Annotated in this window: 25 protein-coding genes and 1 tRNA gene; 14 read left to right on the top strand and 12 right to left on the bottom strand. The window is 66.9% G+C overall.

Annotated elements, in window-relative coordinates:
- Window positions 1-56 precede the first annotated feature (56 nt).
- On the bottom strand, window positions 57-1,544 hold the full coding sequence (locus tag RCH21_RS06165) for a catalase (protein WP_120147166.1): 1,488 nt from the start codon (window positions 1,542-1,544) through the stop codon (window positions 57-59).
- A gap of 7 nt (window positions 1,545-1,551) precedes the next feature.
- Entirely contained in the window at window positions 1,552-2,040 is a 489-nt protein-coding gene (locus RCH21_RS06170; RefSeq protein ID WP_326963621.1) for a Fur family transcriptional regulator, read from the bottom strand.
- A 92-nt stretch (window positions 2,041-2,132) separates the two neighbouring features.
- Here RCH21_RS06170 and RCH21_RS06175 point away from each other — a divergent pair, with 92 nt between their 5' ends.
- The 3 genes from RCH21_RS06175 (at window position 2,133) to htpX (ending at window position 5,279) form a co-directional block, all read left to right on the top strand.
- On the top strand, window positions 2,133-2,837 hold the full coding sequence (locus RCH21_RS06175) for an alpha/beta hydrolase (protein ID WP_326963622.1): 705 nt from the start codon (window positions 2,133-2,135) through the stop codon (window positions 2,835-2,837).
- A gap of 157 nt (window positions 2,838-2,994) precedes the next feature.
- Window positions 2,995-4,281, top strand: a complete 1,287-nt coding sequence (locus tag RCH21_RS06180; protein ID WP_326963623.1) for an MFS transporter — start codon at window positions 2,995-2,997, stop codon at window positions 4,279-4,281.
- Between the two features lie 119 nt (window positions 4,282-4,400).
- Entirely contained in the window at window positions 4,401-5,279 is an 879-nt protein-coding gene (gene htpX, locus RCH21_RS06185) for a zinc metalloprotease HtpX (protein ID WP_326963624.1), read from the top strand.
- Between the two features lie 94 nt (window positions 5,280-5,373).
- On the opposite strand, the gene RCH21_RS06190 is transcribed toward htpX, so the two are convergent.
- Both RCH21_RS06190 and RCH21_RS06195 read right to left on the bottom strand, forming a co-directional pair.
- Window positions 5,374-6,378 carry a glycosyltransferase family 2 protein gene (locus tag RCH21_RS06190; RefSeq protein WP_326963625.1) on the bottom strand — a complete coding sequence of 335 codons (1,005 nt, stop codon included), beginning with the start codon at window positions 6,376-6,378 and terminating at the stop codon, window positions 5,374-5,376.
- An 866-nt stretch (window positions 6,379-7,244) separates the two neighbouring features.
- Window positions 7,245-7,733 carry a YajQ family cyclic di-GMP-binding protein gene (locus RCH21_RS06195; RefSeq protein WP_120147161.1) on the bottom strand — a complete coding sequence of 163 codons (489 nt, stop codon included), beginning with the start codon at window positions 7,731-7,733 and terminating at the stop codon, window positions 7,245-7,247.
- A gap of 162 nt (window positions 7,734-7,895) precedes the next feature.
- Here RCH21_RS06195 and RCH21_RS06200 point away from each other — a divergent pair, with 162 nt between their 5' ends.
- Together RCH21_RS06200 and RCH21_RS06205 are read left to right on the top strand one after the other, a co-directional pair.
- Window positions 7,896-8,270 (top strand): hypothetical protein, encoded by a 375-nt coding sequence (locus RCH21_RS06200; protein ID WP_326963626.1) that lies wholly within the window; start codon window positions 7,896-7,898, stop codon window positions 8,268-8,270.
- Window positions 8,271-8,358: 88 nt separating this feature from the next.
- Window positions 8,359-8,440, top strand: a tRNA-Tyr gene (locus RCH21_RS06205).
- A 112-nt stretch (window positions 8,441-8,552) separates the two neighbouring features.
- Here the strand turns inward: RCH21_RS06205 and RCH21_RS06210 are convergent.
- A complete protein-coding gene (locus RCH21_RS06210) occupies window positions 8,553-10,658 on the bottom strand; it encodes an acyltransferase family protein (RefSeq protein WP_326963627.1) in 2,106 nt (701 codons plus the stop codon).
- 349 nt (window positions 10,659-11,007) lie between these two features.
- On the opposite strand from RCH21_RS06210, the gene RCH21_RS06215 reads away from it, so the two are divergent.
- On the top strand, window positions 11,008-11,988 hold the full coding sequence (locus RCH21_RS06215; protein ID WP_326963797.1) for an acyltransferase: 981 nt from the start codon (window positions 11,008-11,010) through the stop codon (window positions 11,986-11,988).
- A gap of 5 nt (window positions 11,989-11,993) precedes the next feature.
- Here RCH21_RS06215 and RCH21_RS06220 read toward each other — a convergent pair whose 3' ends face one another.
- Window positions 11,994-12,509 (bottom strand): DUF6314 family protein, encoded by a 516-nt coding sequence (locus RCH21_RS06220; RefSeq protein ID WP_326963628.1) that lies wholly within the window; start codon window positions 12,507-12,509, stop codon window positions 11,994-11,996.
- Between the two features lie 96 nt (window positions 12,510-12,605).
- On the opposite strand from RCH21_RS06220, the gene RCH21_RS06225 reads away from it, so the two are divergent.
- Window positions 12,606-13,046 (top strand): MarR family winged helix-turn-helix transcriptional regulator, encoded by a 441-nt coding sequence (locus RCH21_RS06225; protein ID WP_326963629.1) that lies wholly within the window; start codon window positions 12,606-12,608, stop codon window positions 13,044-13,046.
- 40 nt (window positions 13,047-13,086) lie between these two features.
- Here the strand turns inward: RCH21_RS06225 and RCH21_RS06230 are convergent, their stop codons facing one another.
- On the bottom strand, window positions 13,087-13,518 hold the full coding sequence (locus tag RCH21_RS06230) for a DUF1810 domain-containing protein (RefSeq protein WP_326963630.1): 432 nt from the start codon (window positions 13,516-13,518) through the stop codon (window positions 13,087-13,089).
- Window positions 13,519-13,606: 88 nt separating this feature from the next.
- On the opposite strand from RCH21_RS06230, the gene trxA reads away from it, so the two are divergent.
- A complete protein-coding gene (gene trxA, locus RCH21_RS06235; RefSeq protein ID WP_120147155.1) occupies window positions 13,607-13,990 on the top strand; it encodes a thioredoxin in 384 nt (127 codons plus the stop codon).
- Between the two features lie 99 nt (window positions 13,991-14,089).
- Here trxA and RCH21_RS06240 read toward each other — a convergent pair whose 3' ends face one another.
- From RCH21_RS06240 to RCH21_RS06250, 3 genes are all read right to left on the bottom strand, one after another.
- Entirely contained in the window at window positions 14,090-14,380 is a 291-nt protein-coding gene (locus tag RCH21_RS06240) for a putative quinol monooxygenase (RefSeq protein ID WP_326963631.1), read from the bottom strand.
- 56 nt (window positions 14,381-14,436) lie between these two features.
- Window positions 14,437-15,411 (bottom strand): DNA-3-methyladenine glycosylase family protein, encoded by a 975-nt coding sequence (locus RCH21_RS06245; protein ID WP_326963632.1) that lies wholly within the window; start codon window positions 15,409-15,411, stop codon window positions 14,437-14,439.
- A 74-nt stretch (window positions 15,412-15,485) separates the two neighbouring features.
- A complete protein-coding gene (locus RCH21_RS06250) occupies window positions 15,486-16,562 on the bottom strand; it encodes a tartrate dehydrogenase (protein ID WP_326963633.1) in 1,077 nt (358 codons plus the stop codon).
- A gap of 189 nt (window positions 16,563-16,751) precedes the next feature.
- Here RCH21_RS06250 and RCH21_RS06255 point away from each other — a divergent pair, with 189 nt between their 5' ends.
- The gene (locus tag RCH21_RS06255; protein WP_326963634.1) at window positions 16,752-18,128 is read left to right on the top strand and encodes a cystathionine beta-synthase; all 1,377 of its coding nucleotides are present in this window, start codon (window positions 16,752-16,754) and stop codon (window positions 18,126-18,128) included.
- Between the two features lie 28 nt (window positions 18,129-18,156).
- Window positions 18,157-19,320, top strand: coding sequence for a cystathionine gamma-synthase (locus RCH21_RS06260; protein WP_326963635.1), 1,164 nt, complete (start codon window positions 18,157-18,159; stop codon window positions 19,318-19,320).
- A gap of 250 nt (window positions 19,321-19,570) precedes the next feature.
- On the opposite strand, the gene RCH21_RS06265 is transcribed toward RCH21_RS06260, so the two are convergent.
- On the bottom strand, window positions 19,571-19,987 hold the full coding sequence (locus tag RCH21_RS06265; RefSeq protein ID WP_326963636.1) for a hypothetical protein: 417 nt from the start codon (window positions 19,985-19,987) through the stop codon (window positions 19,571-19,573).
- Window positions 19,988-19,996: 9 nt separating this feature from the next.
- Complete coding sequence (locus tag RCH21_RS06270; RefSeq protein WP_326963637.1) at window positions 19,997-21,196, bottom strand: amidohydrolase; 1,200 nt, start codon at window positions 21,194-21,196, stop codon at window positions 19,997-19,999.
- A 146-nt stretch (window positions 21,197-21,342) separates the two neighbouring features.
- Here RCH21_RS06270 and RCH21_RS06275 point away from each other — a divergent pair, with 146 nt between their 5' ends.
- Genes RCH21_RS06275 through RCH21_RS06290 form a run of 4 tightly spaced genes read left to right on the top strand, consistent with a single transcriptional unit; the run spans window position 21,343 to window position 25,612 of the window.
- On the top strand, window positions 21,343-22,680 hold the full coding sequence (locus RCH21_RS06275) for a glycosyltransferase 87 family protein (protein ID WP_326963638.1): 1,338 nt from the start codon (window positions 21,343-21,345) through the stop codon (window positions 22,678-22,680).
- Window positions 22,680-24,236: an ATP-binding protein gene (locus RCH21_RS06280; RefSeq protein WP_326963639.1), complete on the top strand. Its 1,557-nt coding sequence runs from the start codon at window positions 22,680-22,682 to the stop codon at window positions 24,234-24,236. Before RCH21_RS06275 ends, RCH21_RS06280 begins: the two co-directional genes overlap by 1 nt.
- Window positions 24,233-24,907, top strand: coding sequence for a response regulator (locus RCH21_RS06285; RefSeq protein WP_326963640.1), 675 nt, complete (start codon window positions 24,233-24,235; stop codon window positions 24,905-24,907). Before RCH21_RS06280 ends, RCH21_RS06285 begins: the two co-directional genes overlap by 4 nt.
- A gap of 48 nt (window positions 24,908-24,955) precedes the next feature.
- Window positions 24,956-25,612, top strand: coding sequence for an MOSC domain-containing protein (locus tag RCH21_RS06290; protein ID WP_326963641.1), 657 nt, complete (start codon window positions 24,956-24,958; stop codon window positions 25,610-25,612).
- The last annotated feature ends 131 nt before the right edge of the window (window positions 25,613-25,743 follow it).

Here is a 25,743-nt window from a genome sequence, read left to right on the forward strand (position 1 = left end):
GAGGGGCGGGCCCATTTGGGCCCGCCCCTCTCCTTGATCAACGTGGTACTCGACCCCTAGTAGAGGGCGGCTTCCGACTCGGTGGCCGGAGTGACGCCACGGCCTAGATTGGCCGCCAGCTTCGCACCCAGTTCGGCGTCGACGTTGGCCCAGTACTGGACCGCCCGAGCGCGGATCTCGTCGCTCTGGACTCCACCCACCGCACCGGTGATGGTCTCGAGGAAGCGGGCGCGCTGCGCGTCGTCGAACACGTCGCGGTACAGCGTCCCGGCCTGGCCGAAGTCGTCATCCTCGGCGTGCAGCGAGTGAGCCGCGTGAACGAGATCGCCGTCGTTCTCCCAGCCACCCTGCGCGCCGTACTGGGCCGGGTCGGCCGCGGGGCCACCGACCGAGTTCGGCGCGTAGACGGGCGTCGAGGGGGAATTGAAGTGGTAACGCCCTGCGCCGTCCTTCGAGTAGTTGCGCACCTCGTTCTTCGGCGCATTCACGGGCAGCTGCGCGTGGTTGGTGCCCACGCGGTAGCGGTGGGCGTCGGCGTAGGAGAAGATCCGCGCCTGCAGCATGCGGTCCGGGCTCGCGGCGATGCCAGGCACGAAGTTGGACGGCGCGAACGTGGCCTGTTCGATCTGCGAGAAGTAGTTCTCCGGATTCCGGTTCAGCGAAAGCTTGCCGACGGGGATCAGCGGGTAGTCGGCCTGCGGCCAGACCTTCGTCAGGTCGAAGGGATTGAAGCGGTAGTTCTTCGCATCGTCGTAGGGCATGATCTGGACCTTGAGGTCCCAGCTCGGGTGGTTCCCCTTGGCGATGTTCTCCGACAGGTCCCGCAGGTGGTGGTCGGCGTCCGAGCCGGCGAGCGTCTCGGCTTCGTCGACGGTCAGAACCTCGTGGCCCTGGTTGGACTTGAAGTGGTACTTGACCCAGAACTTCTCGTTCGATTCGTTGATCCACATGTAGGTGTGCGATCCGTAGCCGTTCATGGTGCGCCACGAGTTCGGCAGGCCGCGGTCTCCCATCAGCCAGGTCACCTGGTGCGCGGACTCCGGGCTGAGCGTCCAGAAATCCCACTGCATGTCGGCGTCACGCAGGTTGGTGCCGGGCAGGCGCTTCTGGGAATGGATGAAGTCCGGGAACTTGATGCCGTCGCGGATGAAGAACACCGGGGTGTTGTTGCCCACGAGGTCGTAGTTGCCCTCGGACGTGTAGAACTTGAGCGCGAAGCCCCGGGGATCCCGCCAGGTGTCAGGGGAGCCCTGCTCGCCGGCCACGGAGGAGAAGCGGAGGAGGGTCTCCGTCGTCGTGCCCTTCTGGAACAACGCAGCCCGGGTGTACATGCTGACATCCTCGGTGGTCTCGAAGACGCCGAAGGCTCCGCCGCCCTTGGCGTGGACCACGCGCTCGGGAACGCGCTCGCGGTTGAACTGGGCCAGCTTCTCGATGAGGTAGTGGTCGGTCAGGGGAATCGCCCCATCGCGGCCGAGGGCTGACGAGTTGCTGTCATCGATGACGGGTGCGCCGGACTGGGTGGTGCTGAAGTTCGCGGACATAGTGCTCCTATTCCTGGATATCGGATGATTGATGGCTGGGGGCTGCCGAACGGCAGTCGTCGCAGAGGCCCTGGTAGACGACCTCGGCGATCTGGATGGTCATACGATGCGCGCCGGGTGACCAGTCGGGTGAGAGGCAGGGCGCGTGTCCCACCGCGCAGTCGACGTCCTCGATCCGGCCGCATCCCGTACAGATCGCGTGGTGGTGGTTGTCGCCCACGCGTGTTTCGTAGCGCGCGGGGGAATGCGGGGTCTGAATACGGCGCAGCAGGCTGATGTCGGTGAGATCGGCCAGGATCACGTAGACGGACTGCACGGTGATGTGGGGCAGTTCCGCACGGACGGCGGTCGCGGCGTCATCGGCTGTGGCGTGGGGTGACTGCTCGACGGCGGCGAGGACGGCGAGACGCTGACGCGTCACGCGACGGCCGGCGGAACGCAGGGCCGAAGACCATCGGGCCACTCGGGCCTCAGGGACCCCGGCTGTTTGCATCATGATCGCAGTCAACCAGTAATAGTTACAAATTCATAATAAGGCTGCGCCAACTTGCGCTCCACGCGGTCCGTCCGATCGGTACCGTGGAAAGCGTGAACCTCATCAAGCACGGCTGGGCCTGGCTGCTGGACTACGCGTACGTCGGCTTCTGGCAGGTACACGGCTTCATCTTCAGGGCTGACCCTGGCCAATACCTGTCGCCCGAGGCGGGAGCTCCCGTGGGCAAGGCGCCTGTGCTGCTGATCCCGGGAATATATGAGACCTGGCAATTCATGCGGCCCATCGCCAAGCATCTGCACGGCGCGGGCCACTCCGTCCACGTAGTACAGAAACTCGGGTACAACCGGGGCACGGTGGAGGCGATGGCGCAGCTTGCGGCCGGTTACCTCGAGGAGCACGACCTGTCCGACGTCGTCGTCGTGGCGCACAGCAAGGGCGGCCTGATCGGCAAGTTCCTCATGACCATGTCAAGCGCGGGCCCGCGGGTCAACCGCCTGGTCGCCGTCAACACTCCTTTCTCCGGGTCCGTCTACGCCAACTTCTTCATCCTGCCGAGCATCCGGGCCTTCTCGCCGCACAACCTCACCCTGCGGAACCTTCGGGCCGACCTCGAATCCAACGGGCGCATCACCTCCATCTACGGTCGGTTCGATCCACACATCCCCGGTGGCAGCTTCGTCGAGGGCGCCCGGAACGTCCAGCTCGAGACCATGGGCCATTTCCGGCCGATCGCCGACGCGCGGGTGCTGCAGGAAATCGATCGTGCCATCAGCGCGGGGGAGCGCGACGCCGCCTGACGTGCCCCCAACCGACGTGGTGACGCCTCGCCGATCCGTGACCGACTGCGGCAGCGCGAGCCTGCTGTCCCGCTGCCTCGCGGAGCGGTGATTCCAGGGGGCGCCGTAGCGCTCGGATCGTTGCTGGAGCGAATCAATGCCCGGCTAGACTTTCCCCGTGCCCAGACTCCTCGCCGATATCACCCCGCTGAGGGAGTCCCCGGCGTTCCGCAGGCTCTACGTCGGGACCGCGCTCTCGGCCATCGGCACGCAGCTGACCATCGTGGCCGTCAGCCTCCAGATCTACGCACTCACGCAATCGACCCTGAGCGTCGGCCTGCTCAGCCTCTTCGCCCTCGTGCCCCTGGTGGTCGCAGGACTCTACGGAGGCGCGATCGCCGACGCACAGGACCGCCGCAAGGTAGCGCTGTACTCCGGCTTCGCCCTGTGGGCCACGACCATGGCTGTCGCGGCGCAGGCCTGGATCGGCGTCGACAGCGTCTGGCTGCTCTATGCCCTCATCGCCATCCAGTCCGGTGCGGCGGGCATCAACCAGCCGACACGCAGCTCGATCATCCCGCGCCTCGTCCGGACCGAACTGCTGCCCGCGGCCAACGCCCTGAGCATGATCACCTTCGGTCTCGCATTCACCGTCGGTCCGCTGCTCGCGGGCCTCCTCGTGGCTCAGGTGGGCTATGCGTGGACCTACACGGTCGACGTCGTGACCTTCACTTTCGCGCTGTGGGCCGTCTACCGGTTGCCGCCCCTGCCCCCCGAGGGACCCACCCGGCGGGCCGGCCTCGCGACCGTGCTCGAAGGCTTCCGGTTCCTCGGCACGCGGCCGAACATCCGCATGACCTTCATCCTGGACCTCATCGCCATGATCACCGCCCAACCCCGCGCGCTGCTCCCGGCGGTCGGAGCCGTCCTGATAGGTGGGGGCGAGCTGACCGTCGGCATCCTGCTGGCCTCGGGCGCTTTCGGGGCAGTACTGGCGGGCCTGTTCTCCGGTCCGCTGGGCCGCATCCACCGGCAGGGCCAGGCGGTCGTCTGGTCCATCGTCGGCTGGGGATCATCGGTGGCGGGCTTCGGGCTCGTGGTCGTCATGGCCAGTTCCTCCTCCCTTCCCGTGCCGGGCGAGGGCGAGCTCTCGGTGTGGGTGCTCCCGGCGTCGGCCTGCCTCGTGATGGCTGGTATCGCCGACTCCATCAGCAGCGTCTTCCGCAACACCATCCTGCAGTCCGCGACGCCGGACGCGATGCGCGGACGGCTCCAGGGGGTCTTCATCGTGGTCGTCGCCGGCGGTCCACGCCTCGGGGACATGGTGGCAGGCAGCCAGGCGGCGTGGCTCGGCGAGGGCTGGACCGCCGTCGTCGGAGGGCTCGGCTGTGCCCTGCTGGTGCTCGCCGTCGCGCGTTGGCAGCCGCGCTTCGCGCAGTACGATTCCCGCCGCCCCGAACCCTGACCCGCAACATCCCTCCCAGCGGGCGTGCAGCGCAACGTCCTACGATGGGTGGAACGGCCCTTCCCGGCGCGCCGTTGTCCTGATGGGCCGAGTGGCCTCCACATCGCGAGGAGTGAGACGTGCACAACCATTTCAACGGTGCGAAGACGGCGTTGTTGTTCGGTGCCCTCATGGGGATCTTCCTGGTCTTCGGTGCGGTCATCGCCGGAGCCACGGGCAGCTCGTCCTTCATCTGGATCTTCGCCCTGTTCGGCGTCGGTTCGATCGCGTACAGCTACTGGAACAGCGACAAGATCGCGATCCGCAGCATGGGCGCGGTCGAGGTGACGGAGCATCAGGCACCTGCGATGTACCGGATCGTTCGGGAGCTGAGTGGGCGCGCAGGAAAGCCCATGCCACGGCTCTACGTCTCGCCGACCATGGCCCCGAATGCCTTCGCGACAGGCCGCAACCCGGAGAACGCCGCGGTCTGCTGCACCCAGGGAATTCTGCAGCTCCTGAATGAGCGCGAGCTGCGCGGCGTCCTCGGACACGAGCTCATGCACGTCTACAACCGTGACATCCTCACCGGATCCATCGCTGCGGCCGTCGCCGGCGTCATCACGTCCGTGGCCCAGATGTTCGCTTTCACGGGCATGATGGGCGGCAACCGGAACCAGGGCGGCAACCCGATCGCGGGCCTCCTGCTCGCCATCCTCGCACCCCTTGCTGCGGGCCTGATCCAGACGGCCATCGGCCGCACACGTGAGTTCGACGCCGATGAGGACGGTGCCATTCTGACCGACGATCCGCTGGCCCTCGCGTCAGCGCTCCGCAAGCTCGAGCGCGGCACCCAGCGCGCCCCGCTCCCGCAGGACCAGCGGCTCGTGAACACCTCGCACCTCATGATCGCCAATCCGTTCAAGGGCGGCGGCATGAGGAAGCTTTTTGCGACCCATCCACCCATGGAGCAGCGCATCGCGCGCCTCGAGGGGATGGCGGGCCGGCCGCAGGGCTGACACGGCCGGCCCGGCAACTCCTCGCTCCATTGCTCGCACGAGCCCGGATCTGCCGGAATCGTCAGCTCTTGAGAATCGGGGCCTGCGCCTCGCCTCAGGTGGTAACGGTTCTCCACGCCTCCTCAGGGGCTGTCGTCGTCCGTGCAGCTCGTGACCTGGTGGTGTGGGCTATCTGGCGTCCCCGGAGGTAACCTCCGGTCGTGCATGCCAGAACTGCGACGATGGCTCCTGCCTGGCCGAGTCCGGCGCTGTCCCTCCCTGTTCCCCAATCCCGGATCCCGGACAGCACCGCGCGAGGGAGGATGGTCCGGACGTACCGGCGCTCCGATCTCAGAGCCCGCTTATGCCCCACGAGATGGCTCACCTGCGCCTTCGACAGCCCCTCCGACCAGGCGCGCGTCAGCATGTAGCTCAGCGTTCCCCTGGACGTGGGCACGTGATGGTTGACCACTGCCGCAGGATCGTAGACGATCCGGGCACCGGGAGAGGCGAGGGTCGAGCGGATGCAGATCTCTGTCTCTTCACAGCCGAGCGGCTTGACGGCCTGTCGGCCGAGGTCGTGATTGAAGCCGCCGACATGCTCCAGCACGTCGCTGCGGAAGGACATGTTCGCACCGATCAGGTTCCGGACCTCGGCTGCCATGCGTGGCATGCCCCGGTAACTGCACCCAACGATCCAGTCGAGTTCCTCGCTGAAGTAGGCGGGACGGCCGGTCTCCCAGACGGGTTCGACCCGCCCGCCGACGGCGAGCACGTCGGGGTCGTCGTAGAACACGGACAGGCGTTCCAACCAGTCCGGAGCTGCTTCGGCGTCGTCATCCAGGAAGGCGATGATCTCCGAGGTGGCGACGCTGACCCCGGTGTTGCGTGCGCCGGCGAGGCCAGGCTGTGCCTGGCTCTCGACGAGCACCACGTCCCGGAAGTCCATGAGGAGGCGTTTGTACAGGTCCTCGTTGTGGTCGACGACGACGATGATCTGGTCCGGGGTGAGAGTCTGGAGCCGGACTGACTCGACGACCTGAGTCAGGAGGCTCAAACGCTTCTCCGTGTATGTGCAGATGACTACGGAAATGGTTGGAATGCTACTGGGCATGGACATGTCCCACCTCTCTCGGTACGACGAGAACGCTTTGCGGTTTGGTTGGCGTACGCGGGAGACGAACGCTTGAATCGGTGTGGTTCACTCGCCGAAGAACTTCCGGTCGTGGCCCTGCTGCGGAAGCCTCCGACGTGCGGCATTCGCCGGCGACTGTGCGAAGGGCACGCCATCCGGTGCGAAAGGTCCGGGGGTTCGAAGCCTTGGCGACCTCGACGTTGTGATCGATCGGAGAGCCGTCGACGATGACGACCTGACCGGCGCAGGAGGGGGTCCGGCGAAGCGCCCACGGTTGCTTCACGGCTTCATGGAGTGTCGGGACGACGACGCCCGCAGAGGCTTGCGGAGCCGGCGGGCCATGGCTGGAGACCATTCGTGGACCAGGGTAGGTAACGGTCAAGGGATTCACCACTTTACGAATGGAAGGGCGTCGCAGCCCGCGGCATCAGCTGGCAGGAGCCAGGCAGGGTCCCCTGACGCCCCTGGCGGGGCGGGGTCCCACGAACACCCTGGTGGACGGCCGTCTCCTACCCTCGGGACGGCTGGATGCCGTTCCGAGAGTCCGTCCTCCAAGCGGAACCGCCGTGATCTCCAGATGAACGGAAGGAGAAGCGCAAGGGCTGCCTGGTGAACGTCAGCCTAAATGCTTATTTTCGGGGTGTCCCCGTCCCCGCCTACCTGAATTGCCGGTCCCCGCATACCTGAATCGACCAACCGGTACTTGATGCTGTCCGAATCAACAGGTGGAAGGGCTCGCCCTACTCATGCGGGACCCTTCCACCCCTCGTTCGACAGAGAGTTCCTGGTGTCCGGGAGTGGGCACGACGAAGACCAGAGTGAAGCATGGAAGCGGCAGCTGCTGCCGGGGGCTAGCGCATATTGACGAACTGCAGGTCGGCTTCCTCGAAGTTCTTCAGGAGAGCCATGACGGACTGCAGGTCATCGCGGGACTTGGAGCTGACGCGCAGCTCGTCGCCCTGGATCTGCGACTTCACGCCCTTCGGTCCCTCGTCCCGGATGAGCTTGTTGATCTTCTTCGCGATGTCCTGCGCGATGCCCTCCTTGATGGAGGTCTCCAGGCGGAACTCCTTGCCGGAGGGGTAGGGCTCGCCGGTGTCGAGCGACCTCAGAGAGATCCCTCGCTTGATCATCTTCGACTGCAGGACGTCGAGGACGGCCAGGACGCGCTCCTCCGAATTCGCCTTCATGAGGATCTTCTCGCCACTGAAGTCCACCTCAGCGCCGACTCCCTTGAAGTCGTAACGCTGCGCGATCTCCTTCTGCGCCTGATTCAGCGCATTGGCAACTTCCTGCTTGTCCACTTTGCTTACGACGTCGAACGTGGATTCGCTCGCCACGGTGCCTCCTCGGGTGGTTGGGATCCTTGCCCTAAAGACTATCTGCAACCTTGCGGCCCGGCGCGGTGGTCCTCACAGTCGGCAATCAGTCCGTACCGGGCCGGCACCCACACTCCGGTGGCACGGTGGGCACTACCTACAACATCACGAGGAGCATGAACCATGTCCCAGACGCCACGCCGCCGCTACCGGGTCCGCCTTCGCAAGGCCATGGCGGGCTCGTTCCTGGCGGCAGCTGTCACGGCGTCGCTGTCGGGTCTGGTGGCGGGACCCGCGTCGGCCGTCCCGCCGAGGACGGTAGCGGCGAGCTCGGGTCACTCCGATGTCGAGGCGAGCGACACGATCCTCGACCTCGACCCGGTGGCTTCCATGGCCGTCGTGTCACCCGTCGCCACCAGCGTGGGTCGATCGGCGGAGGAGCGGCTCGCCGGCGTACGCGGCGACCTCGACCGGGCGGTCCTCCTGAGCATGGTGACGCCCGATCAGGCAAACGGTTTCTTCGCCCAGATCGAGCGCCGCGTAGCTGCCGGCCTGTAGACCTCCGCCCGATTCGTCACTGGAGCGGTTTGTCTGTAAAGTTGTCTTGCCCGCGCTTGCTGCGGGCGGTCTTCCTATGAAGACGTTCGGCAGATTACCCGAGCGGCCAAAGGGGGCTGACTGTAAATCAGCTGGCAACGCCTACGGGGGTTCGAATCCCTCATCTGCCACAGCAAGGAGAGGCCGGTACAGCCCGCTAGAAATAGCGGGCTGTACCGGCCTCTTGTGTTTAAGCTTCCGGGCTCATGCCGCACCTCCGAGCGCGTGGCAACCGTGGCTGAGCTACCGGGCGGCGACCAGCGTCTCGAGTGATGCCTCGAGTCGGTCGGCGAGCGACTCCACGTATGTAGCGGTCAGATGATCGGCATCCCGGTACACGAGGACGTCGCCGATCACGGGCGGGCATTGTTCGGCCGGACAGATGAAGGGATTGAGATCGATCGAGGTGACTCCGGGAAGGGACCCTGCTGCTCGCAGTTGCGCGACTCCCTTGTCGTCAGCCGCTTCCCTGCGCGGCACGGAACACTCGGTCAGGGAAGTGGAATTCACCGCGACGCAGTCAGGGACGTTGATATCAGGGGCCGGCGTATCCCTGATGACGGCGACCGGGACGCCGCGCTGGGTGAAGGGGCGCCAGGACCTCTGGAACGCTTCCGCCATGGCAGCGACGTCATCCGTCGCTCCGGCGATTCTGGCGCTCATCGTATAGCTGCTGGTGATGACCAGGCTGAGCTCGGCGTCATTCCTCAGCAGGTCCTGCATCTGCGCATTCCAGTCCATGCAGGTGACGTAGACCCTGCCCTTCCGCTCGAGTTCGCCGGTCGCAAAGGGGCAAGCGTCGTGGATGTACGCCGTCAGTTTCCAGCCATTGTCGCGAGCGATGCGATCGAGCGCCGGGATCCACTGTTTCGCGTGAGAGTCACCGACGAGTGCGACGTGGCGATCGGACGCTTGGTCGCCATATTCGCAGGTCGTGACCTCGGTTTCGCTGATCTTGGCCGAGTCGCACGTAGGGAAGTCCTCGGCCGCGACGACAGGCGCGGGCACGATCTCTTCTGCTGCGGTCTGTGGTTCGGGCTCGGACGAGAGGGGCTCTTGCGGGAGCGTCATGGCTCCGGTCAGCAGCGGTTCCGGCTGAAGACTCTGAATCTCCGCCCTGTCGACTTCGGTGCGGACCGCGTGAACGAGCATCCCGCCCGTGAGGCCACCGATGATCATGAGGGCGGCTGCGGCGCAGAGACTCCGGCCGGGGGCGTCGCTGAGGGCGCTCCACCCGCTGACGGGCTTCTCGACGTATCGATAGGTAAGGTACGCGAGGCCGATCGAGAGCCCGAGAATAAGGATGCTCCCGGTGAAGTGGGGTTGCGGGAACATCGCCGTGGCGAACACGATGACAGGCCAGTGCCAGAGGTACAGGGAGTAGGAGATGTTCCCTACGAAGACCATCGGCCTGGTGCCGAGGACCAGTTCAGGTCCGAGTGGGGTCCGCTTGACGCCCGCTGCGATCACGAGGGCCGTGGAGACGGTGGGAAGCAGGGCGGCAGCTCCCGGGTAGGGGACGGACCCGTCGATCAGCACCAGGGAGCCGATGATGCCGGCCGTCCCGAGCCAGCCCGTGATCATCGCGAGAGGACCGGGTATCTTCTCCAGGTGGGAGTGAGCCACGGCGAGGAGCGCGCCGAGTGCAAGCTGCCAGAAACGCGTGGTCGAGGCGAAGTAGGCGGGTTCTGGCGCTGCGGCCGTGTAGTACATCGACCATGCGAGCGACGGCAGGAGCACAAGTGCGAGTGCGATGAGCAGCCAGGGGCGCAGATTCTCGATGGCGATCTGCCCGCGCTGATGCCTCGTCCTCGTTCCGAGCCAGCCGGCCACGATGATCAGTAGGGGCCAGACCAGGTAGAACTGCTCCTCCACGCCCAGCGACCAGTAGTGCTGCAGGGGCCCGGGAGCTACGTCGCTCGTGAGGTAGCCGACCGAGTCCGTGGCCAGCCGCCAGTTCTGTACGTACGACGCCGAAGCGATGATGTCCCACCCGATAGAGGCCCAACGGGTGATCGGCAGGACCGCAACCGTGATCGCGCCTGTAGCAACGAGGACAAGGGTTGCCGCAGGCAGCAAGCGTCTGGCTCTCCGCGCATAGAACCCGAGAAGTGATACCCGTCCTTCCACGACGAGTTGTTTGAGCAGCAGCCCGGTGATCAGGAACCCGGAGATGACGAAGAAGACATCGACGCCGACGAACCCTCCCGGCAGGAATGGCACGTCGAGGTGGTAGAGCAGTACCGCCAGGACGGCCAGGGCGCGCAGGCCCTGGATATCGGCGCGGAGGACCGACTTCTGCACTGCATCCGTTGTGCGTGTCGCGGTGGCGAGCACATCACTGGCCAACAGAGGACCTCCCAAAAGACGGTGCAACTTCCAGTCCTGCTTCCCTCAAAAATAACTCCCATTCTGTGCAGTCACTGCCTGCGGAGCCCGGCCGCCTGCCCTCGACGATCGTCGAGGATTCGTCTACGCACCTCCGTCAGCCGCCGGCGGCGAGCACCGGTGCAGTCCTTCGGATCCGTTCGGGAGGTGGATCTGTCTGCTCCGGAGACTCGGAAAGCATTCGTCCGGAGATATCAAGGGGCGACGTCGATCCATCCGTGGCTGGGTCCTGCAACGAAGTGTCCGCAAGCATGTGTGAAGTGAACGTCGACAGCAGGGGGCCACGATCAGCAGTACCACCATTGCACGCATAGGGTGGCTCGACAGTCTGCGCGGCGTCGCCATCCTGCTCGTCGTGCTGCTGCATGCAGGCGAGGCGCTGCGCGTCGCCGTCGGTCCGACCGTGGGCGTCGACCAGGTCAACCTCTTCCTCGAGCCCTTCCGCATGCCCGTCCTGATGTTCCTCTCCGGGATGCTGCTGCCGCAGTCGGTCGCGAAGTCGGGGCGCGAGTACTTCGCCGGCAAGATCTCCATGGTGGCGTGGCCCTACCTCCTGTGGTCGGTCATCATCCTGGCGGCGAGCGGGGATCTCCGGCCCGCCACCCTGGCACAGGTCTTCTTTCTCTCGCCGACCTACCTCTGGTACCTGTGGTTCATCCTGATCTTCTACATAGTCGCCTATCCGCTGCGGCGGGTGCCGCCGCTGATGATGTCCTTCGTGCTGCTCGCGGTGTCGCTGGTCCTGCCGGACGCGAGTCGCTCGGAGACCATGGTCTTCCTCGCCGGGTTCTTCTTCTTCGGCGCCTGGTGCACGCAGCACGTGCGACTGGTGGAGCGCACGATCAGCAAGCCCTGGGTGCTGGTGCTGGCGGCCGCTGCGGCCGTCACCGTGGGGGTCCTCAATGCCGCAGGTCGCGATGTGCTCTACCGGGGTGAGTACGCATGGGGAGTGGTGGGCGCCCTCGGCGTCGTGTGCTGGGTGTTCCCGCTGCTTCGAGCCGGTCACGCGACTGCCGCGTTGGAGTTCATCGGACGCTACTCGATCGTCTTCTATGTGGCGCACCTCGGTCCGATCATGATCACGCTCGCCCTCGCCGACGCCGTCGGGCTCGCAGGGGAGTGGTTCATGCTGCCGCTGCTGCTCCTGGTCGGCATCGGAATTCCACTCGGCCTGGCCTGGCTGTACTCGACACGGGATCACCTCTCGGTGAATCTGCTGTTCGAGCTGCCCGTGCTCAAGCGCCGCGCACGGGACCGAGCCCCACACCCCCCGAGGTCTCGGGCGCTGTAGCTGCCTCAGACCCGGCGCTCGAGCGTGGTCGTCAGCAGGAGGTCCTTCGCGGGCCCGGTCACGTCCCAGGTGTAGTCGATCAGGTCACGCGACCTCACGGCGAAGTCCACGAGGTAGGTATCCGGGGAACAAGCGTGTTCGTCCCGAGCCGCACCGGTACCGAGGTCGAGGCGACACAGCAGTCGGGCGTCCATGAAACGTATGTCGATCACGGCACCTCCCACGCCCAGGACGCGGTAGGAGCGGAAGGCCGGTCCTTCGAAGGAGGGCCAGGACACGGTGCCCTGCTCGTCCCAGCGCAGGCCGCCGTCGTCGGGGGTGAAGGTGGTGAGCCCGGTGAACGTCCCCGTCATGCCGGTGGTGCGATCGAGTAGCAGACGGTGCGTCGTCCATTGTCCGGCCAGGAACGGGAGGGGATCCTCGACGCCCAGAAGTACGGGTGGGATTGCGGTCACCTGCTGTTTCGCCGCCCCGGCGTCGGTGGGGACGATGAAGGTATCCGGTGTGGCTGCGTCCTGCATGTCCTGCCCCCTGGCGTCGGTGCCTCCCACGCTATCGCTGCATCCGAAGCCATGCACCTTGGCGTCACTGCACTCCGAATGTTAGGGTGCCTAATTATGAGTCTTCCACCAACTGACCCGCGGCTGCTGGCCCTCGCGCAGTCCTTCCGCACCACCCTGCGGCACGCGGTCTACCTGAGCCGGTCCATGGATGGGGACGGCGAGATCACCTCCATGCAGATGAGCACCTTGAGCATGGCCGCTGAGGAACCGCTGCGTGTGAGCCGCGTCGCCGCGAACCTGGGCATCCGCGTCCCGTCGGCCACCGAACAGATCATCAAGCTGGAGCAGGCAGGACTCGTCAGCCGACAGCCCGACCCCACCGACTCCCGCGCCGTCCTGGTGAAGCTCACGGACAAGGGGCGCGCCGAATGGGAGGATGCCGGCCGGCGCCGCAATGAGCGCGTCGCTGCACTCCTGGCGCACCTCGATGACAACGACCGCGCCCTACTCGCCGCCGCACTGCCGGTCATCGGGAAGCTGAGCCGGACCGCCTGACCGGGTGTTCCGGCCGGGAGCCCGAGCGTCACAGCCGTCGTCATTCAACGAGGAGCGACGTCGTCGCCCTGTCCTCCGCGCCCGCGTAGTAGCGGTCCAACACGGCCCGGAAGCGCGACTCCTGCGGGTCGGCATGGGTGAAGAGGGTCATGGACGACTGGAGCTTCCGGGCATCGATCCCCCCGAGCACCGCGACGGGATCACTGTCAGGCAGCTGGATGAGGGCGTCGACGCACTCGATCAGTCGGGCTCCGAGTACCGGGTGGGCCAGGTAGGCGCGCGCCTCGTCGAGCGACGAGATCGCGAACCGGACCGACGTCGGACTACTGCCCAGCCCGCGGACCTGCGGGAAGACGAACCACATCCAGTGCCCTGTCTTGTGCCCGCGTCGCAGTTCTGCGAGTGCCTGCAGGTAGGTGCCGTATGCGTCCTGCGCCTCGACGAACCGCGTCAGGTCGTGGGGATCGGTCACGTATTCCTCCGTCATCCGTGCGGGTGAGGACACTTCTTCGGTAGCGAACAGGCCTGACACGGTCTGCCGCTTTCGCTAGCCTTAAGGAATGTCGACAATCAATATCACCGAGGCAAGTTTTCCGGAAACCATCGAGGGCAACGACATCGTGTTCGTTGACTTCTGGGCCGAATGGTGCGGACCGTGCAAGCAGTTCGCACCCGTGTACGACGCCGTCTCGCAGCAGCATGACGATGTCACCTTCGCGAAGGTGGATACCGAGGCGGAGCAGTCGCTCGCCGCGGCCGCGGGCATCACCTCGATCCCCACGCTCATGGCCTTCCGTGACAAGGTGCTCGTCTTCTCGCAGCCCGGCGCCCTGAATGCCACGCAGTTCGGCGAACTCGTCGACGCCGTGAAGGGCCTCGACATGAAGGCCGTCCACGAGCAGCTCGCGCAGCAGGCCGAGGGCACCGCGCCCGCCGCCGACTAGCCGGAGCATCACACGGCTGAAGCGTCACCCGGCTGAAGCACTACTGGAGAAGCCCGCACTCGATGAGTGCGGGCTTCCCTCGTGCGGCAGGGAGGCGGGTCAGACCTCGTGGTCGGAGCGGATGACGTCGGCCGGCTTGGCCAGGAGTGCGCTCAGGGATTCGCCGAGGTCCTGGACTGCCGCACCACGGAGGTGGGCGTCGAGGAGTTCCGTCGATTCCCACTGCTCGGAGAGGATGATCCGGTCCTCCTGCGCATCCGTGATCGCGTACCTGATGCAGCCGGGCTCCTGCACCACCTGTTCGATGGCGATGTCGAGGGCGAGCTTCACGCGGAAGAACTCGCCGTCGAGCGGGGTGAATGTTGCGGTGACGTCTACGGGCTGGCTCATCCTCCAACCCTAGTTGGGGGCCGGGCCGTGGGCAGCATCGTCGGGTAGGTGCGGGATCAGCGCGCTCGGTGATCCTCGGGGGAGAGGCGAGGCCCGAAGGTCGGCTTACGGAAGCCGCTCGCGTAGAGGGAACGGACGACGCGCTGTCGCTGGCCCTTCCACGGCTCGAGCAGTTCGATCATGCCGGCGTCGTCGGTGCGCCGTCCCGTGAGGGCTGCCCCCACGTAGGCGGCGAGGTGGTAGTCGCCGACGGAGATGGAGTCGGGGCAGCCGTGGGTGCGCTGCACCACCTCTGCGATCGTCCAGACGCCGATTCCCGGAATCGATCCCAGGCCCGCCCGGACGGCGTCGCCGCCGGGCTGGGTGGAGAGGCGTTCCAGGCCGCTGGCCACGTGGGCGGCCTTGAGGATGGTCGCCGACCGCTTCGAGTCGACGCCGGCTTTGTGCCACTCCCAGGACGGGACGCGGCGCCACTGCTCGGCGGTCGGCGGGAGGCGGAGCGCTGCGGGTGCGATGTCTCCGGCGCCCGGGGCCGGGTCGCCGTAGCGGGCCAGTAGGTAGCGCCAGGCACGCTTGGCCTCGAGACCGGTGACCTTCTGCTCCAGGATCACCCGGGCCACGGTGTCGAGCATGCGGCCGGAGGCTGGCAGGCGCAGCCCCGGATTCAGGTACCTCCCCTTGCGCGCGAGTTCGGGCAGGGATTCGCGGACCTCGGGGCTGTCGAACGCGCTCCAGTCATCGTCGGCCCCGAGCAGGCGAGGCAATGATTCCAGGGCCGAGGCGGCGCCGGCACCCCAGGCAGTCGCGTGGATCCTGCTTCCGTTCAGGGGACCGCGCTGGCGCAGGAGGAGGGTGACGGGCCCGTCGACGGTCCGGAACGCCAGCCAGTGATCGGGTCCCTGGACGATGAAGGACGGGTCGTGCGCACCGCACTGCAACGTGCCGACGGTCCCTGCCAGATTGTAGGGACCGTCGGGAATCCACTCCGTCACTTGCGCGCCCGAAGGCACGACGGCGGGTGCGATGGTCATTCATCCATGGTGCCACGGGTACGGCCCCGGTTCCTGGCCGGTGCGGCGTGGCGCCCAGGGCGTGGCGGCCCGGTCTATCCCGCGATGGACCGGGCGATGGTCGAGCCGAGCGACGCCGTCGTGCCGGTTCCGCCCAGGTCGCGGGTCAGCGCGTCGCCGCCCGATGCCAGGGTCGACTCGATCGCGGCAAGGATCCCAGCGGCAGCTTCCACCTCGCCGAGGTGGTCCAGCATCATGGAGGCGCTCCAGATCTGCCCCACGGGATTCGCGATGCCCTGTCCGGCGATGTCCGGCGCCGAGCCGTGCACCGGTTCGAAAAGGCTCGGGAAGGTGCGGTCCGGGTTGATATTGCCGCTCGGGGCAACACCGATCGTCCCCGTGCAGGCCGGACCGAGATCGGAGAGGATGTCGCCGAAGAGGTTGCTGGCGACGACGACATCGAACCAGTCCGGGTGCAGCACGAAGTTCGCGCACAGGATGTCGATGTGGAACTTGTCCACGCGGACGTCGTCGTAGTGTGCCGCCATCGCCTCCACGCGCTCGTCCCAGTAGGGCATGGTGATGGAGATGCCGTTGCTCTTCGTCGCCGAGGTGAGGTGCCTGGCGCCGCGCTTCCGAGCCAGCTCGAAGGCGTAGCGGAGGATCCGGTCCACCCCGGTGCGCGTCATCACCGTGTCCTGGATGACCGTCTCGCGGTCCGTGCCCTCGAACATCCGGCCGCCGACGCTCGAGTACTCACCCTCGGTGTTCTCGCGGACCACGTAGAAGTCGACGTCGCCCGGCTTCCGGCCCGCCAGCGGACTCGTGATGCCGGGGAGCAGCCTCACCGGGCGCAGGTTCACGTACTGGTCGAAGTGGCGGCGGAACTGGAGCAGGCTGCCCCAGAGGGACACATGATCGGGGACGACATCGGGCCAGCCGACGGCACCGAAGAAGATGGCGTCGAAGGTGCGCAGCTCCTCGAACCAGCCGTCAGGGAGCATCTGGCCGTGCTCGAGGTAGTACTCGGCGCTGGCGTAGTCGAACTCGACGGCGTCCACCGCGAAACCGTAACGGTCTGCGGCGGCCTGGAGCGCGCGCAGACCCTCCGGCATGACCTCCTTGCCGATGCCGTCCCCGGCGATGACGGCGATGCGATAGGTGTTCGTCATGGCTGATGCTCCTTGTCGGCGGACGGCGTACGGATCCAAGCCTAGGCTCAGCTGCCGTGCGACTGGCACCGTGTGTTCCGCTCCCGGAAGCATGCTCCGGGTACTGCGGAGCCCCGATGCGGCCCGGTTCGCGTCCCGCGGCGTAACGGCGGCACGGAGGTGGGGCCTGCAGCCGGTAACTTTGTATCCATGAAGTACGCCAATTCCATCGTTGACCTGATCGGCAACACCCCGCTGGTCAAGCTCAACTCCGTCACCGACGGCATCGCAGCCACCATCCTCGCGAAGGTCGAATACCTCAACCCGGGCGGATCGGTGAAGGACCGCATCGCGGCCAAGATCCTCGACGCCGCCGAGGCCGAGGGAAAGATCAAGCCCGGCGGCACCATCGTCGAACCGACCTCCGGCAACACCGGCGTCGGCCTCGCCCTTGTCGCGCAGCAGCGCGGCTACAAGTGCGTCTTCGTGGTGCCGGACAAGGTCGGCGAGGACAAGCGGAACGTCCTCAAGGCCTACGGTGCCGAGGTCGTCGTCACCCCGACCGCAGTAGCCCCCGACAGCCCGCAGTCCTACTACGGCGTCTCCGACCGGCTGGTCCGCGAGATTCCCGGCGCCTACAAGCCGGACCAGTTCTCCAACCAGAACGGTCCGCTCAGCCATTACGAGACCACGGGTCCCGAGATCTGGAACGACACCGACGGGAAGGTGACGCACTTCGTCACGGGTGTCGGAACCGGCGGTACCATCACCGGCACCGGTCGCTACCTCAAGGAGGTCTCCGCGGACCGCGAGGGCGGCCCCGTGCGCATCATCGGTGCGGATCCCGAGGGCTCCATCTATTCCGGCGGAACCGGGCGTCCCTATTTCGTGGAGGGCGTCGGCGAGGACATGTGGCCCGACAGCTACGACCCCGCCGTCCCCGACGAGATCCACGCCGTTACCGACGCGGAGAGCTTCGAGATGACCCGGCGCCTCGCACGCGAGGAAGGACTGCTGGTCGGCGGCTCCTGCGGGATGGCGGTCGTCGCTGCGCTGCGCGTGGCGAAGGACCTGACAGCGGACGACGTCGTCGTGGTCCTCCTGCCCGACGGCGGGCGCGGTTACCTGGGCAAGATCTTCAACGACGACTGGATGAAGTCCTACGGCTTCATGGACAGCGGGGACGACGCGAGTGTCGGCGAGGTGCTCCGGTCCAAGAGCGGCTCCATGCCGGACCTGGTGCACACACACCCCACCGAGACGGTCCGCGACGTCATCTCGATCATGGACGAGTACGGCGTCTCCAGCATCCCGGTGCTGTCGCAGGAACCTCCGGTGAAGATGGGCGAGGTGCTGGGATCGGTCGACGAGCGTTCCCTGACGGCAAAGATCTTCCACGGCGAAGCGAAGCTGACGGACAAGATCTCCCAGCACATGGACGGGAGGCTGCCCCTCATCGGATCGCTCGAATCCATCGGCACGGCGCGCGAGCGGCTCCAGGACAGCGACACGCTGATGGTGACGTTCGTCGGGTCGCCCGTGGGAATTCTTACGCGTCACGACTTGCTGACATATATGAGCAAGTAACCTCATTCATCCGCATTCCAGGAGCATCGTGACGCATTCTGACGCCCAGGGCTTCAACACCCGAGCCGTCCACGCAGGCCAGACCCCCGACCGCACGACCGGAGCGGTGATCCCGCCCCTGTACCAGACCACCACGTTCGCGCAGGACGGTATCGGCAAGCTGCGCAACGGCTACGAGTACGGGCGCGGCACCAACCCGACGCGGGATTCGCTGCAGACCCAGATCGCGGCCCTCGAGGGCGGCGAGCACGCCTTCAGTTTCTCCTCCGGCCTCGCCGCCGAGGACGCACTCATCCGTGCCGCGCTGCGTCCCGGGGATCACATCGTCCTCGGCAACGACGCGTACGGCGGGACCTACCGCCTGATCGACCGTGTCCTGTCGCAGTGGGGTATCACCAACTCGGCCGTCGACATGGCCGATGTCGCCGCGGTTCAGGCTGCCATCACGGCCAACAACACCAAGATGGTGTGGGTCGAGACACCGTCGAACCCGATGATGAAGATCACCGACATCGCCGCCACCGCCCAGCTCGCGCACGACGCCGGTGCCCTGCTCGTCGTCGACAACACCTTCGCGTCGCCCTATCTGCAGCAGCCGCTCGCGTTCGGTGCCGACGTCGTCGTGCACTCGACGACCAAGTACATCGGCGGGCATTCGGACGCCAGCGGCGGGGCCGTCGTAGTGAACGACGACGAGCTCGCCGAGAAGATCGGCTTTATCCAGTTCGCCGTCGGGGCCGTGTCCGCGCCGATGGAGGCCTGGCTGACGACGCGCGGGCTCAAGACCCTCGGGGTCCGCATGGACCGCCACTCGTCGAACGCGATGGCGATCGCCCGCTGGCTGCAGGAACAGGACGAGGTGGAGCGCGTGTACTACCCCGGTCTGCCCGAGCACCCCGGCCACGACCTGGCTGCTGCGCAGATGAAGGACTTCGGCGGCATGATCTCCGCGACGTTCAAGGGAGGCGCGGAAGCGGCGAAGAAGGTCGCGGAGTCGACGCAGGTCTTCATCCTCGCGGAGTCCCTGGGCGGCATCGAGTCGCTGATGAACTACCCGTCGGACATGACGCATGCGTCCGTCAAGGGTACGGAGCTCGCCGTTCCCGAGAACCTGATCCGGCTGTCGGTCGGCATCGAGGACATCGAGGACCTGATCGGCGACCTCGAGAAGGCTATCGGTTCCCTGCGCTAGGGCTTCGACGAAGAAAGGCCCCTCCCTCCGGAGGGGCCTTTCGTGCGTCCGGGCCCGTGCGACCGCCGTCGTTCCCGCGTTCCGACCAGGACACAGGATCCCGCCGGCGTGTTGGGCCCCGACACGCGGTTCGGTGCCAACAACCGGGAACGACGGCGACCGCGGCGGCGCGACTGGAACCGGGAACGACGGCGACCGCGGCGGCGCCGGCCGGGCTGCTGCGGCGTCATGCATGCCCAGAAGCCGGGTACTAACGGGACCCCGGGAGCCGGAACTTCTTCCTGGCCTTGGGATGCGTCAGCTGGAAGTAGTCGCTGCTCTGCGGCAACCACATGAGCAGCACCGCGACGAGCATGGCCCCCGCGATGAGGGACAGCCCCGGCGTCCCGCGCACGATGATCGGCACCCCCACGATGATGCCGATGGTGCTCAGCAGTTCCCGGGCACCCCGCCTGCCCCGACGCAGCGGAAGCAGGAGGAGCAACTGGAGGGCCGCGAGCCCCCCGAAGAGCGCCCCGAGTCCGATGAGGCCGGCCCGCTCGAGGTTCTGCGCAGCGGCCGACGCGACGAAAGTGCCCGCCGCGACCGCCAGCAGCACCGAGACCACGAGCCACAGGATGATCGCGGCGCGCAGCGTGAACGGCCGCCGCGGCAGGGGACCCGCCAAGGGGATGACCTAGCCCCGTGGAGCGACGGTGGCGGTGTGCGTCCCGGTGTCGTACGAGTAGACCTCGGCACCGCCGATCCAGACCTGCAGGGCGCGCTGCATGACGTCGAGGGGATCGCCGCTCCACAGGACCAGATCCGCGTCCTTGCCGACGGCGAGCGAGCCGAGGCGGTCGGCGAGACCGAGGACCTTCGCGGGATTGATGGTGATCGAGCGCAGTGCGGTCTCCCGGTCCAGGCCCTCCTTGATCGCGAGGGTGGCCTGGTGCACCAGGAAGTTGATCGGGATGACGGGGTGGTCCGTGATGATCGAGATCTCGACGCCGGCCTTCGCGAGCTTGCCGGGGTTCGCGATCGAGCGGCCTCGCAGCTCCACCTTGGACTTCGTGGTGAAGAGGGGCCCGATCAACACGGGGATCCCGCGCTCCGCCAGGACGTCACCGAGCAGGTGAGCCTCGGTTCCGTGGTCCAGCACGAGGTCGTACCCGAACTCGTCGGCGATGCGGATGGCTGTCGCGATGTCGTCGGCGCGGTGTGCATGCTGGCGCCAGGGGATCTCCCGGCGCAGCACCATGGCGAGTGCTTCGAGGTGAGGATCGCGCGCGTTCTCGTCGGCCTTGCCCATGTAGTTCTGGGCCTTCATGAACGCCTCACGGATCACGAGTGCCGTGCCCAGGCGGGTCGACGGCATCTTGTCCTTGCCTCCGTAGACGCGCTTCGGGTTCTCGCCGAGCGCCGACTTCAGGCCGCTGGGGGAGCGCAGCACCATCTCCTCGAGGTAGCGCCCATGGGTGTGGATGGCGACAGCGAGTCCACCGATGGGGTTGCCCGACCCGGGATTGACGTTCACCGTGGTCACCCCACCCGCGAGGGCGTCGTCGAACCCGGGGTCGTAGGGGTTGATGGCGTCGATGGCCCGGACACCGGCTGTGTTCGGTTGCGTCATCTCGTTGGTGTCGTCTCCCGCGGTGCCCTCACCCTCTTCGTGCGTACCGAGGTGGACATGCGCGTCGACGAAGCCGGGGAGCAGCCATTTGCCGCCCGCATCGACGACGGTGGCGGCGTCGGGCACGGCGACGGAAGCGCCCAGCGCGGTGATCCGGCCGTCCTCGACGATGACGGTGCCGTCGAACGGTTCGCCGTCGATCGGGACGACGTGCGCGTTCGTGATGGCTGTGACGGGAGCGGTGGTGCCGCTGGAGGATGACATCGGTGGATCGGCCTTTCGCAGGGGGAGGGGTGATTTCCACCATATCCGCCTGCGAACGGCTTCGAGGGGGCCGTGCCTACACTGGATGAGCCGTTCCCCGGGTTCGAGGGGGCCCGGCTCCACCTCAGGACCTCCGGAAGGCAAGCATGAGTCAGCGCAGTACACCGGCAGCTTTGCGGGTGCTCGGCCTCGTCGCCGCAGTGGTCGTCGCCGCAGCGCTGGCGGTGTGGGCGTATGCCTGGGCCGATGTGATCGGCCTCGATTTCCGCGTGTACCGGATGGGCGGACAGTCCGTGGTCGACGGCGATGGCTCTCTCTACACGCGGTCCTTCGGCGAGGGCGAGGGCTCGCTCCTCTTCACCTACCCGCCGTTCGCCGCGCTCGCCTTCACCGTTCTGACCCTCGTCAGCGCCGAGACGGGAGCCGTCCTCTTCGTCGGACTGTCCGTTCTCGTCGCCGCTGTGACGTCGTTGCTGATCACGCGCTACCTCGGCGGTTTCCGCAGCGTGCGCGACGTCGTCGCCCACCCGTCCGCGCTACCCCTGGCGATCGCCGGCACCGGCCTCGTCTGCCTGCTCGGTCCGTGGCGCGAGACCATGGCCTTCTCCCAGGTCAACATCCTGCTCTTCGCGATGATCGCCGCCGACCTGCTCTCGGGCCCTCACCGCAGAATGCCCACAGGACTGCTCACCGGCATTGCGGCCGGCGTCAAGCTGACGCCCCTGGTCTTCGGGCTGTACTTCCTGGTGCGCGGGGAGTGGAAGCAGCTCTTCACGATGGCGGGCGGTTTCTTCGGCACGATCGCCCTCGGTTTCCTCCTCCTGCCCGCCGAGTCGACGACGTACTGGCTTCAGATGCTTCGGGATACGGGCCGCATCGGCGGCGAGGGTTATGTGGACAACCTGTCGATCCGCGGCGCGATCCTCCACTTCATGGGCCCCGGGTTCCCCTCCACCGTCCCGTGGCTGCTCGTCTCCCTGCTGCTGGTCGCGGCAACGGCGTACATCATCCGCACGTCGAAGCAACGTGGCGACCGGTTCCTGCCGATGGCCATGACCGCTGTGCTCATGCTCCTCATCTCCCCGATCTCGTGGTCCCACCACTGGGTCTGGATCGTCGTGGTCCTGGCAGTCCTTGCGGGGCAGGCGGCAGGGCTGCCGACGGAACTGCGCGGACTACGGGCGACGGCGGCAGTTCTCTTCGTCGTCACACTCCTGGTCTTCATCTACTCGCCGAAGACCATCGGCTTGCTGCTCGGTGCCGAGGACCTCAACTCGCAGCTGACCACCGGATGGCTGATGGCCTCCAGCGCGGGCGTGGTCTGCGCGCTCGCCGTCACCGTGTTCTGGGTCCTCCTGTCCCGGACCCTGGCACCGCTGTCCGCGGCCGCCGGACAGGTCGCCCCGCGAACAGGCGCGGAGGATGCGTGGCAGGACAGCCCTGTCGACGACGTCGTCCACGGCACCGGCAGCCGCAACCCCTGATGGTGACCGCATCCCGGCGGACCCTCGTGGCTCCCGTTGGCCGCTTGAGGGTCGCCGCCGGGTGCGTTGTCGCCCTCGTCCTCCCGCCGCTGCTCGAGGTGGCCGTCTTCTCGGTGGGCAGCTCGCTGCTCGCGGTGGACGTCCTCTTCCAGATCGCGGGGGTCATCGCCGTCGCGCTGATCGGCGGGCTCTGGCCGGCGCTACTGGCGGCCCTGTGGAGCAGCATCATCCTGAACTACACCTCGACCGAACCCTTCGGCTCCCTCGAGATCTCCGAGGCCGAGAACGTCGCGACGGTGCTGATCTTCATCGCCGTCGCCGTGACGGTCTCCCTCGTGGTCGGGCTGTCGGCGCGCCGGTCCCGGGAGGCGGCCATGGCCCAGCAGGAAGCGGCGTTGCTCGGCGAGCTGGCCCGTGGCGCCCTGGCGGAGGAGGACACCCTGCAGGGATTCCTGCGGCACGTCCAGATCCAGTTCGACGTCGATGCGGTGGTCCTGTTCGGACGGACGGGACCGGACGACGACGTGATGCCGGCGGCCCCCGATGGGAGCGCCGTGGGACGCAAGGCCCTCGCGGTCAGGGCGCAGCTACCCGGGGGAGCGTCCTCCTCCACACCGGCCGAGCGCGGCAGTTCGGGAGCCTCCTCGATGATGGACTCCGACCGGTGGGCCCTGGCCGAGGCCACTGCGGCGGAGCCCATCGACGGAGATTTCTCCCTGGCCCTCTACGGACACCCGCTCTCTGCCCGCGAGCGCGGCCTGCTGCGGGCCTTCGCCGGCCAACTCCGATCCCTGCTCCAGCGCCAGGAGCTACTCGCCAGCACGCGCACCAACAGGAGGCTCGTCGAGGGCAACGTCATGCGCACGGCTATCCTGCGTTCCGTCTCCCACGACCTGCGCACGCCGCTGGCCGGTATCAAGCTCGCAGTGAGCAGCCTGCGGCAGTCCGATGTGACCTTCTCGCAGGAGGACGAGGACGAGCTGCTCGAGACCATCGAGGACTACTCCGACCGGCTCGATGCGCTCGTCAACAATCTGCTCGACATGTCACGCATCACGGGCGATGCCGTGAACCCGCACGTGCGACCGCTGAAATGGACCGACGTCGTCGGGCCCGCACTCGCCAATGTGCCGCAGGACCGGGTGCAGGTGACCATCCCGCCGAACCTGCCCGCGATCGAGGCGGATTCCGGCCTGCTGGAGCGTGTGATCGCAAACATCGTAGAGAACGCGGTGAGGTACGCGCCTGACGCTGCCATCGAGGTCACCGCCTCTGTCGGTGGAACAGGCAGGGCGCTGATCAAGGGTTTCCCTGCGAGCGAGTTGCGCGTCATCGACCACGGGCACGGCGTCTCGCGGGACGATGTCGAGGCCATGTTCCGTCCGTTCCAGCGCCTCGATGATGCACCATCGGGTGCGGGCGTCGGACTCGGCCTGGCGGTGGCCAAGGGGTTCACGGAGGTGATGGGCGGAGTGCTCGACGCCGAACAGACACCCGGCGGGGGCCTTACGCTCGTGATTCGTCTTCCCATCTCGACCGGGGTCGTGGAGCTGTGACCCGCGTGCTGGTGGTCGACGACGAGCCGCAGCTCCTGCGCGCCCTGGAGATCAACCTCCGCGCCCATGGCTACCAGTGCGTGACGGCGGTCGACGGCGAGACCGCACTCGACGCCGCCTCGGAGCATCACCCGGACATCATCGTGCTGGACCTGGGCCTGCCGGACATCGACGGCGTGGAGGTCATCCGTAGGATTCGCGGCTGGTCTCAGGTGCACATCATCGTGCTGTCAGCCAGGCACGGCTCGCAGGACAAGGTGGATGCGCTCGACGCCGGCGCGGACGACTACGTGACGAAGCCCTTCGGCCTCGACGAACTCCTGGCCCGATTGCGGGCGGCGGCACGGCGGGCAGCAATCGACGTCGATGCACCGGTCATCGTGACGCCCGACTTCACGCTCGACGCCGGCGCGCGGCGTGTCGTCAGGGACGGACGGGACATCAGGCTCACGCCGACCGAGTGGAAGATCGTGGACAGGCTGATCGCCCACCCCGGACAGCTCGTCTCGCAGCAACAGCTCCTGCTCGACGTCTGGGGTCCCGCGTACGCGAAGGACGTGCAGTACCTCCGCGTGTACATGGCGCAGCTGCGCAAGAAACTCGAGACCGATCCCGGCGTGCCCCGCTATTTCCTCACCGAGAGCGGGATGGGCTACCGCTTCGAGCCCTGACCCGGCCGCACACCGCGTCGGCAAAGGGCGCCGCATAGGATGATCGCCATGACCACTGGAAGCCTCCTCGCTGTCTGCCGCGTGCACGAACTCCTGCCCACGAAGGACTCCACCGGTGTCACGGCGATCGACAAGCGTGCTGTCGAGGGACCGGTGAACGTGCATCCGCTGGGCCTCACCGGCGACATCCAGGCGAGCAGGAAACACCACGGCGGACCCACGAAGGCCCTTTATGCCTACTCCCAGGAGGACGCGGATTTCTGGACACGGCAGCTGGGACGGGAGGTGACGCCGGGCCTGTTCGGCGAGAACCTTCGCGTCGCCGGGATAGACGCGTCGAACGCCGTCATCGGCGAACGCTGGGCGGTCGGAGAGCAGGTGGTGCTCGAGGTCACCATGCCGCGCACGCCGTGCGTCAATTTCGCGCGCTACCTGGGGGAGAGGTCCTGGGTCAGGAGGTTCGCCGAGGCCAACCGGGTCGGCACGTACCTCAGCGTCGTGACCAAGGGCAGCATCCGCGCCGGCGATGGGATTCGCGTGACCGGAGTCCCGGGGCACGGCGTCTCCGCGGCGCAGGTCTACGCGGGCCTCGACGACCGGCAGGCGCAGCGCCTGCTCGATTCCGCCGAGGCAGGGGAGATCACCCTCACGCCGCAGGTGCGCAAGTCCGCACTACAGGGACTGAAGGTCGCCGCCCTGGCCTGACGTGCCGAAGGTCACCTCCCGAACTGCCCTTCCTGGATCGCACCGGCATGGGAGTGCCGTAGACTTGAAACATCCCCACACCGGTATTCCCATTACTTCCGCCCTTCAGGGTCGGATAGGTTGTGTTGGGG

It is taken from the genome of Arthrobacter sp. PL16, from assembly GCF_035985055.1.
Taxonomy (GTDB): Bacteria; Actinomycetota; Actinomycetes; order Actinomycetales; family Micrococcaceae; genus Arthrobacter_D; species Arthrobacter_D cheniae.

Coding starts and splice junctions, on each gene's coding strand:
- RCH21_RS06165 (WP_120147166.1), bottom strand. CDS start 1,544: ATGTCCGCGAACTTCAGCACCACCCAGTCCGGCGCACCCGTCATCGAT.
- RCH21_RS06170 (WP_326963621.1), bottom strand. CDS start 2,040: ATGATGCAAACAGCCGGGGTCCCTGAGGCCCGAGTGGCCCGATGGTCT.
- RCH21_RS06190 (WP_326963625.1), bottom strand. CDS start 6,378: ATGTCCATGCCCAGTAGCATTCCAACCATTTCCGTAGTCATCTGCACA.
- RCH21_RS06200 (WP_326963626.1), top strand. CDS start 7,896: ATGTCCCAGACGCCACGCCGCCGCTACCGGGTCCGCCTTCGCAAGGCC.
- RCH21_RS06220 (WP_326963628.1), bottom strand. CDS start 12,509: ATGCAGGACGCAGCCACACCGGATACCTTCATCGTCCCCACCGACGCC.
- RCH21_RS06225 (WP_326963629.1), top strand. CDS start 12,606: ATGAGTCTTCCACCAACTGACCCGCGGCTGCTGGCCCTCGCGCAGTCC.
- trxA (WP_120147155.1), top strand. CDS start 13,607: ATGTCGACAATCAATATCACCGAGGCAAGTTTTCCGGAAACCATCGAG.
- RCH21_RS06240 (WP_326963631.1), bottom strand. CDS start 14,380: ATGAGCCAGCCCGTAGACGTCACCGCAACATTCACCCCGCTCGACGGC.
- RCH21_RS06245 (WP_326963632.1), bottom strand. CDS start 15,411: ATGACCATCGCACCCGCCGTCGTGCCTTCGGGCGCGCAAGTGACGGAG.
- RCH21_RS06250 (WP_326963633.1), bottom strand. CDS start 16,562: ATGACGAACACCTATCGCATCGCCGTCATCGCCGGGGACGGCATCGGC.
- RCH21_RS06255 (WP_326963634.1), top strand. CDS start 16,752: ATGAAGTACGCCAATTCCATCGTTGACCTGATCGGCAACACCCCGCTG.
- RCH21_RS06270 (WP_326963637.1), bottom strand. CDS start 21,196: ATGTCATCCTCCAGCGGCACCACCGCTCCCGTCACAGCCATCACGAAC.
- RCH21_RS06275 (WP_326963638.1), top strand. CDS start 21,343: ATGAGTCAGCGCAGTACACCGGCAGCTTTGCGGGTGCTCGGCCTCGTC.
- RCH21_RS06280 (WP_326963639.1), top strand. CDS start 22,680: ATGGTGACCGCATCCCGGCGGACCCTCGTGGCTCCCGTTGGCCGCTTG.
- RCH21_RS06290 (WP_326963641.1), top strand. CDS start 24,956: ATGACCACTGGAAGCCTCCTCGCTGTCTGCCGCGTGCACGAACTCCTG.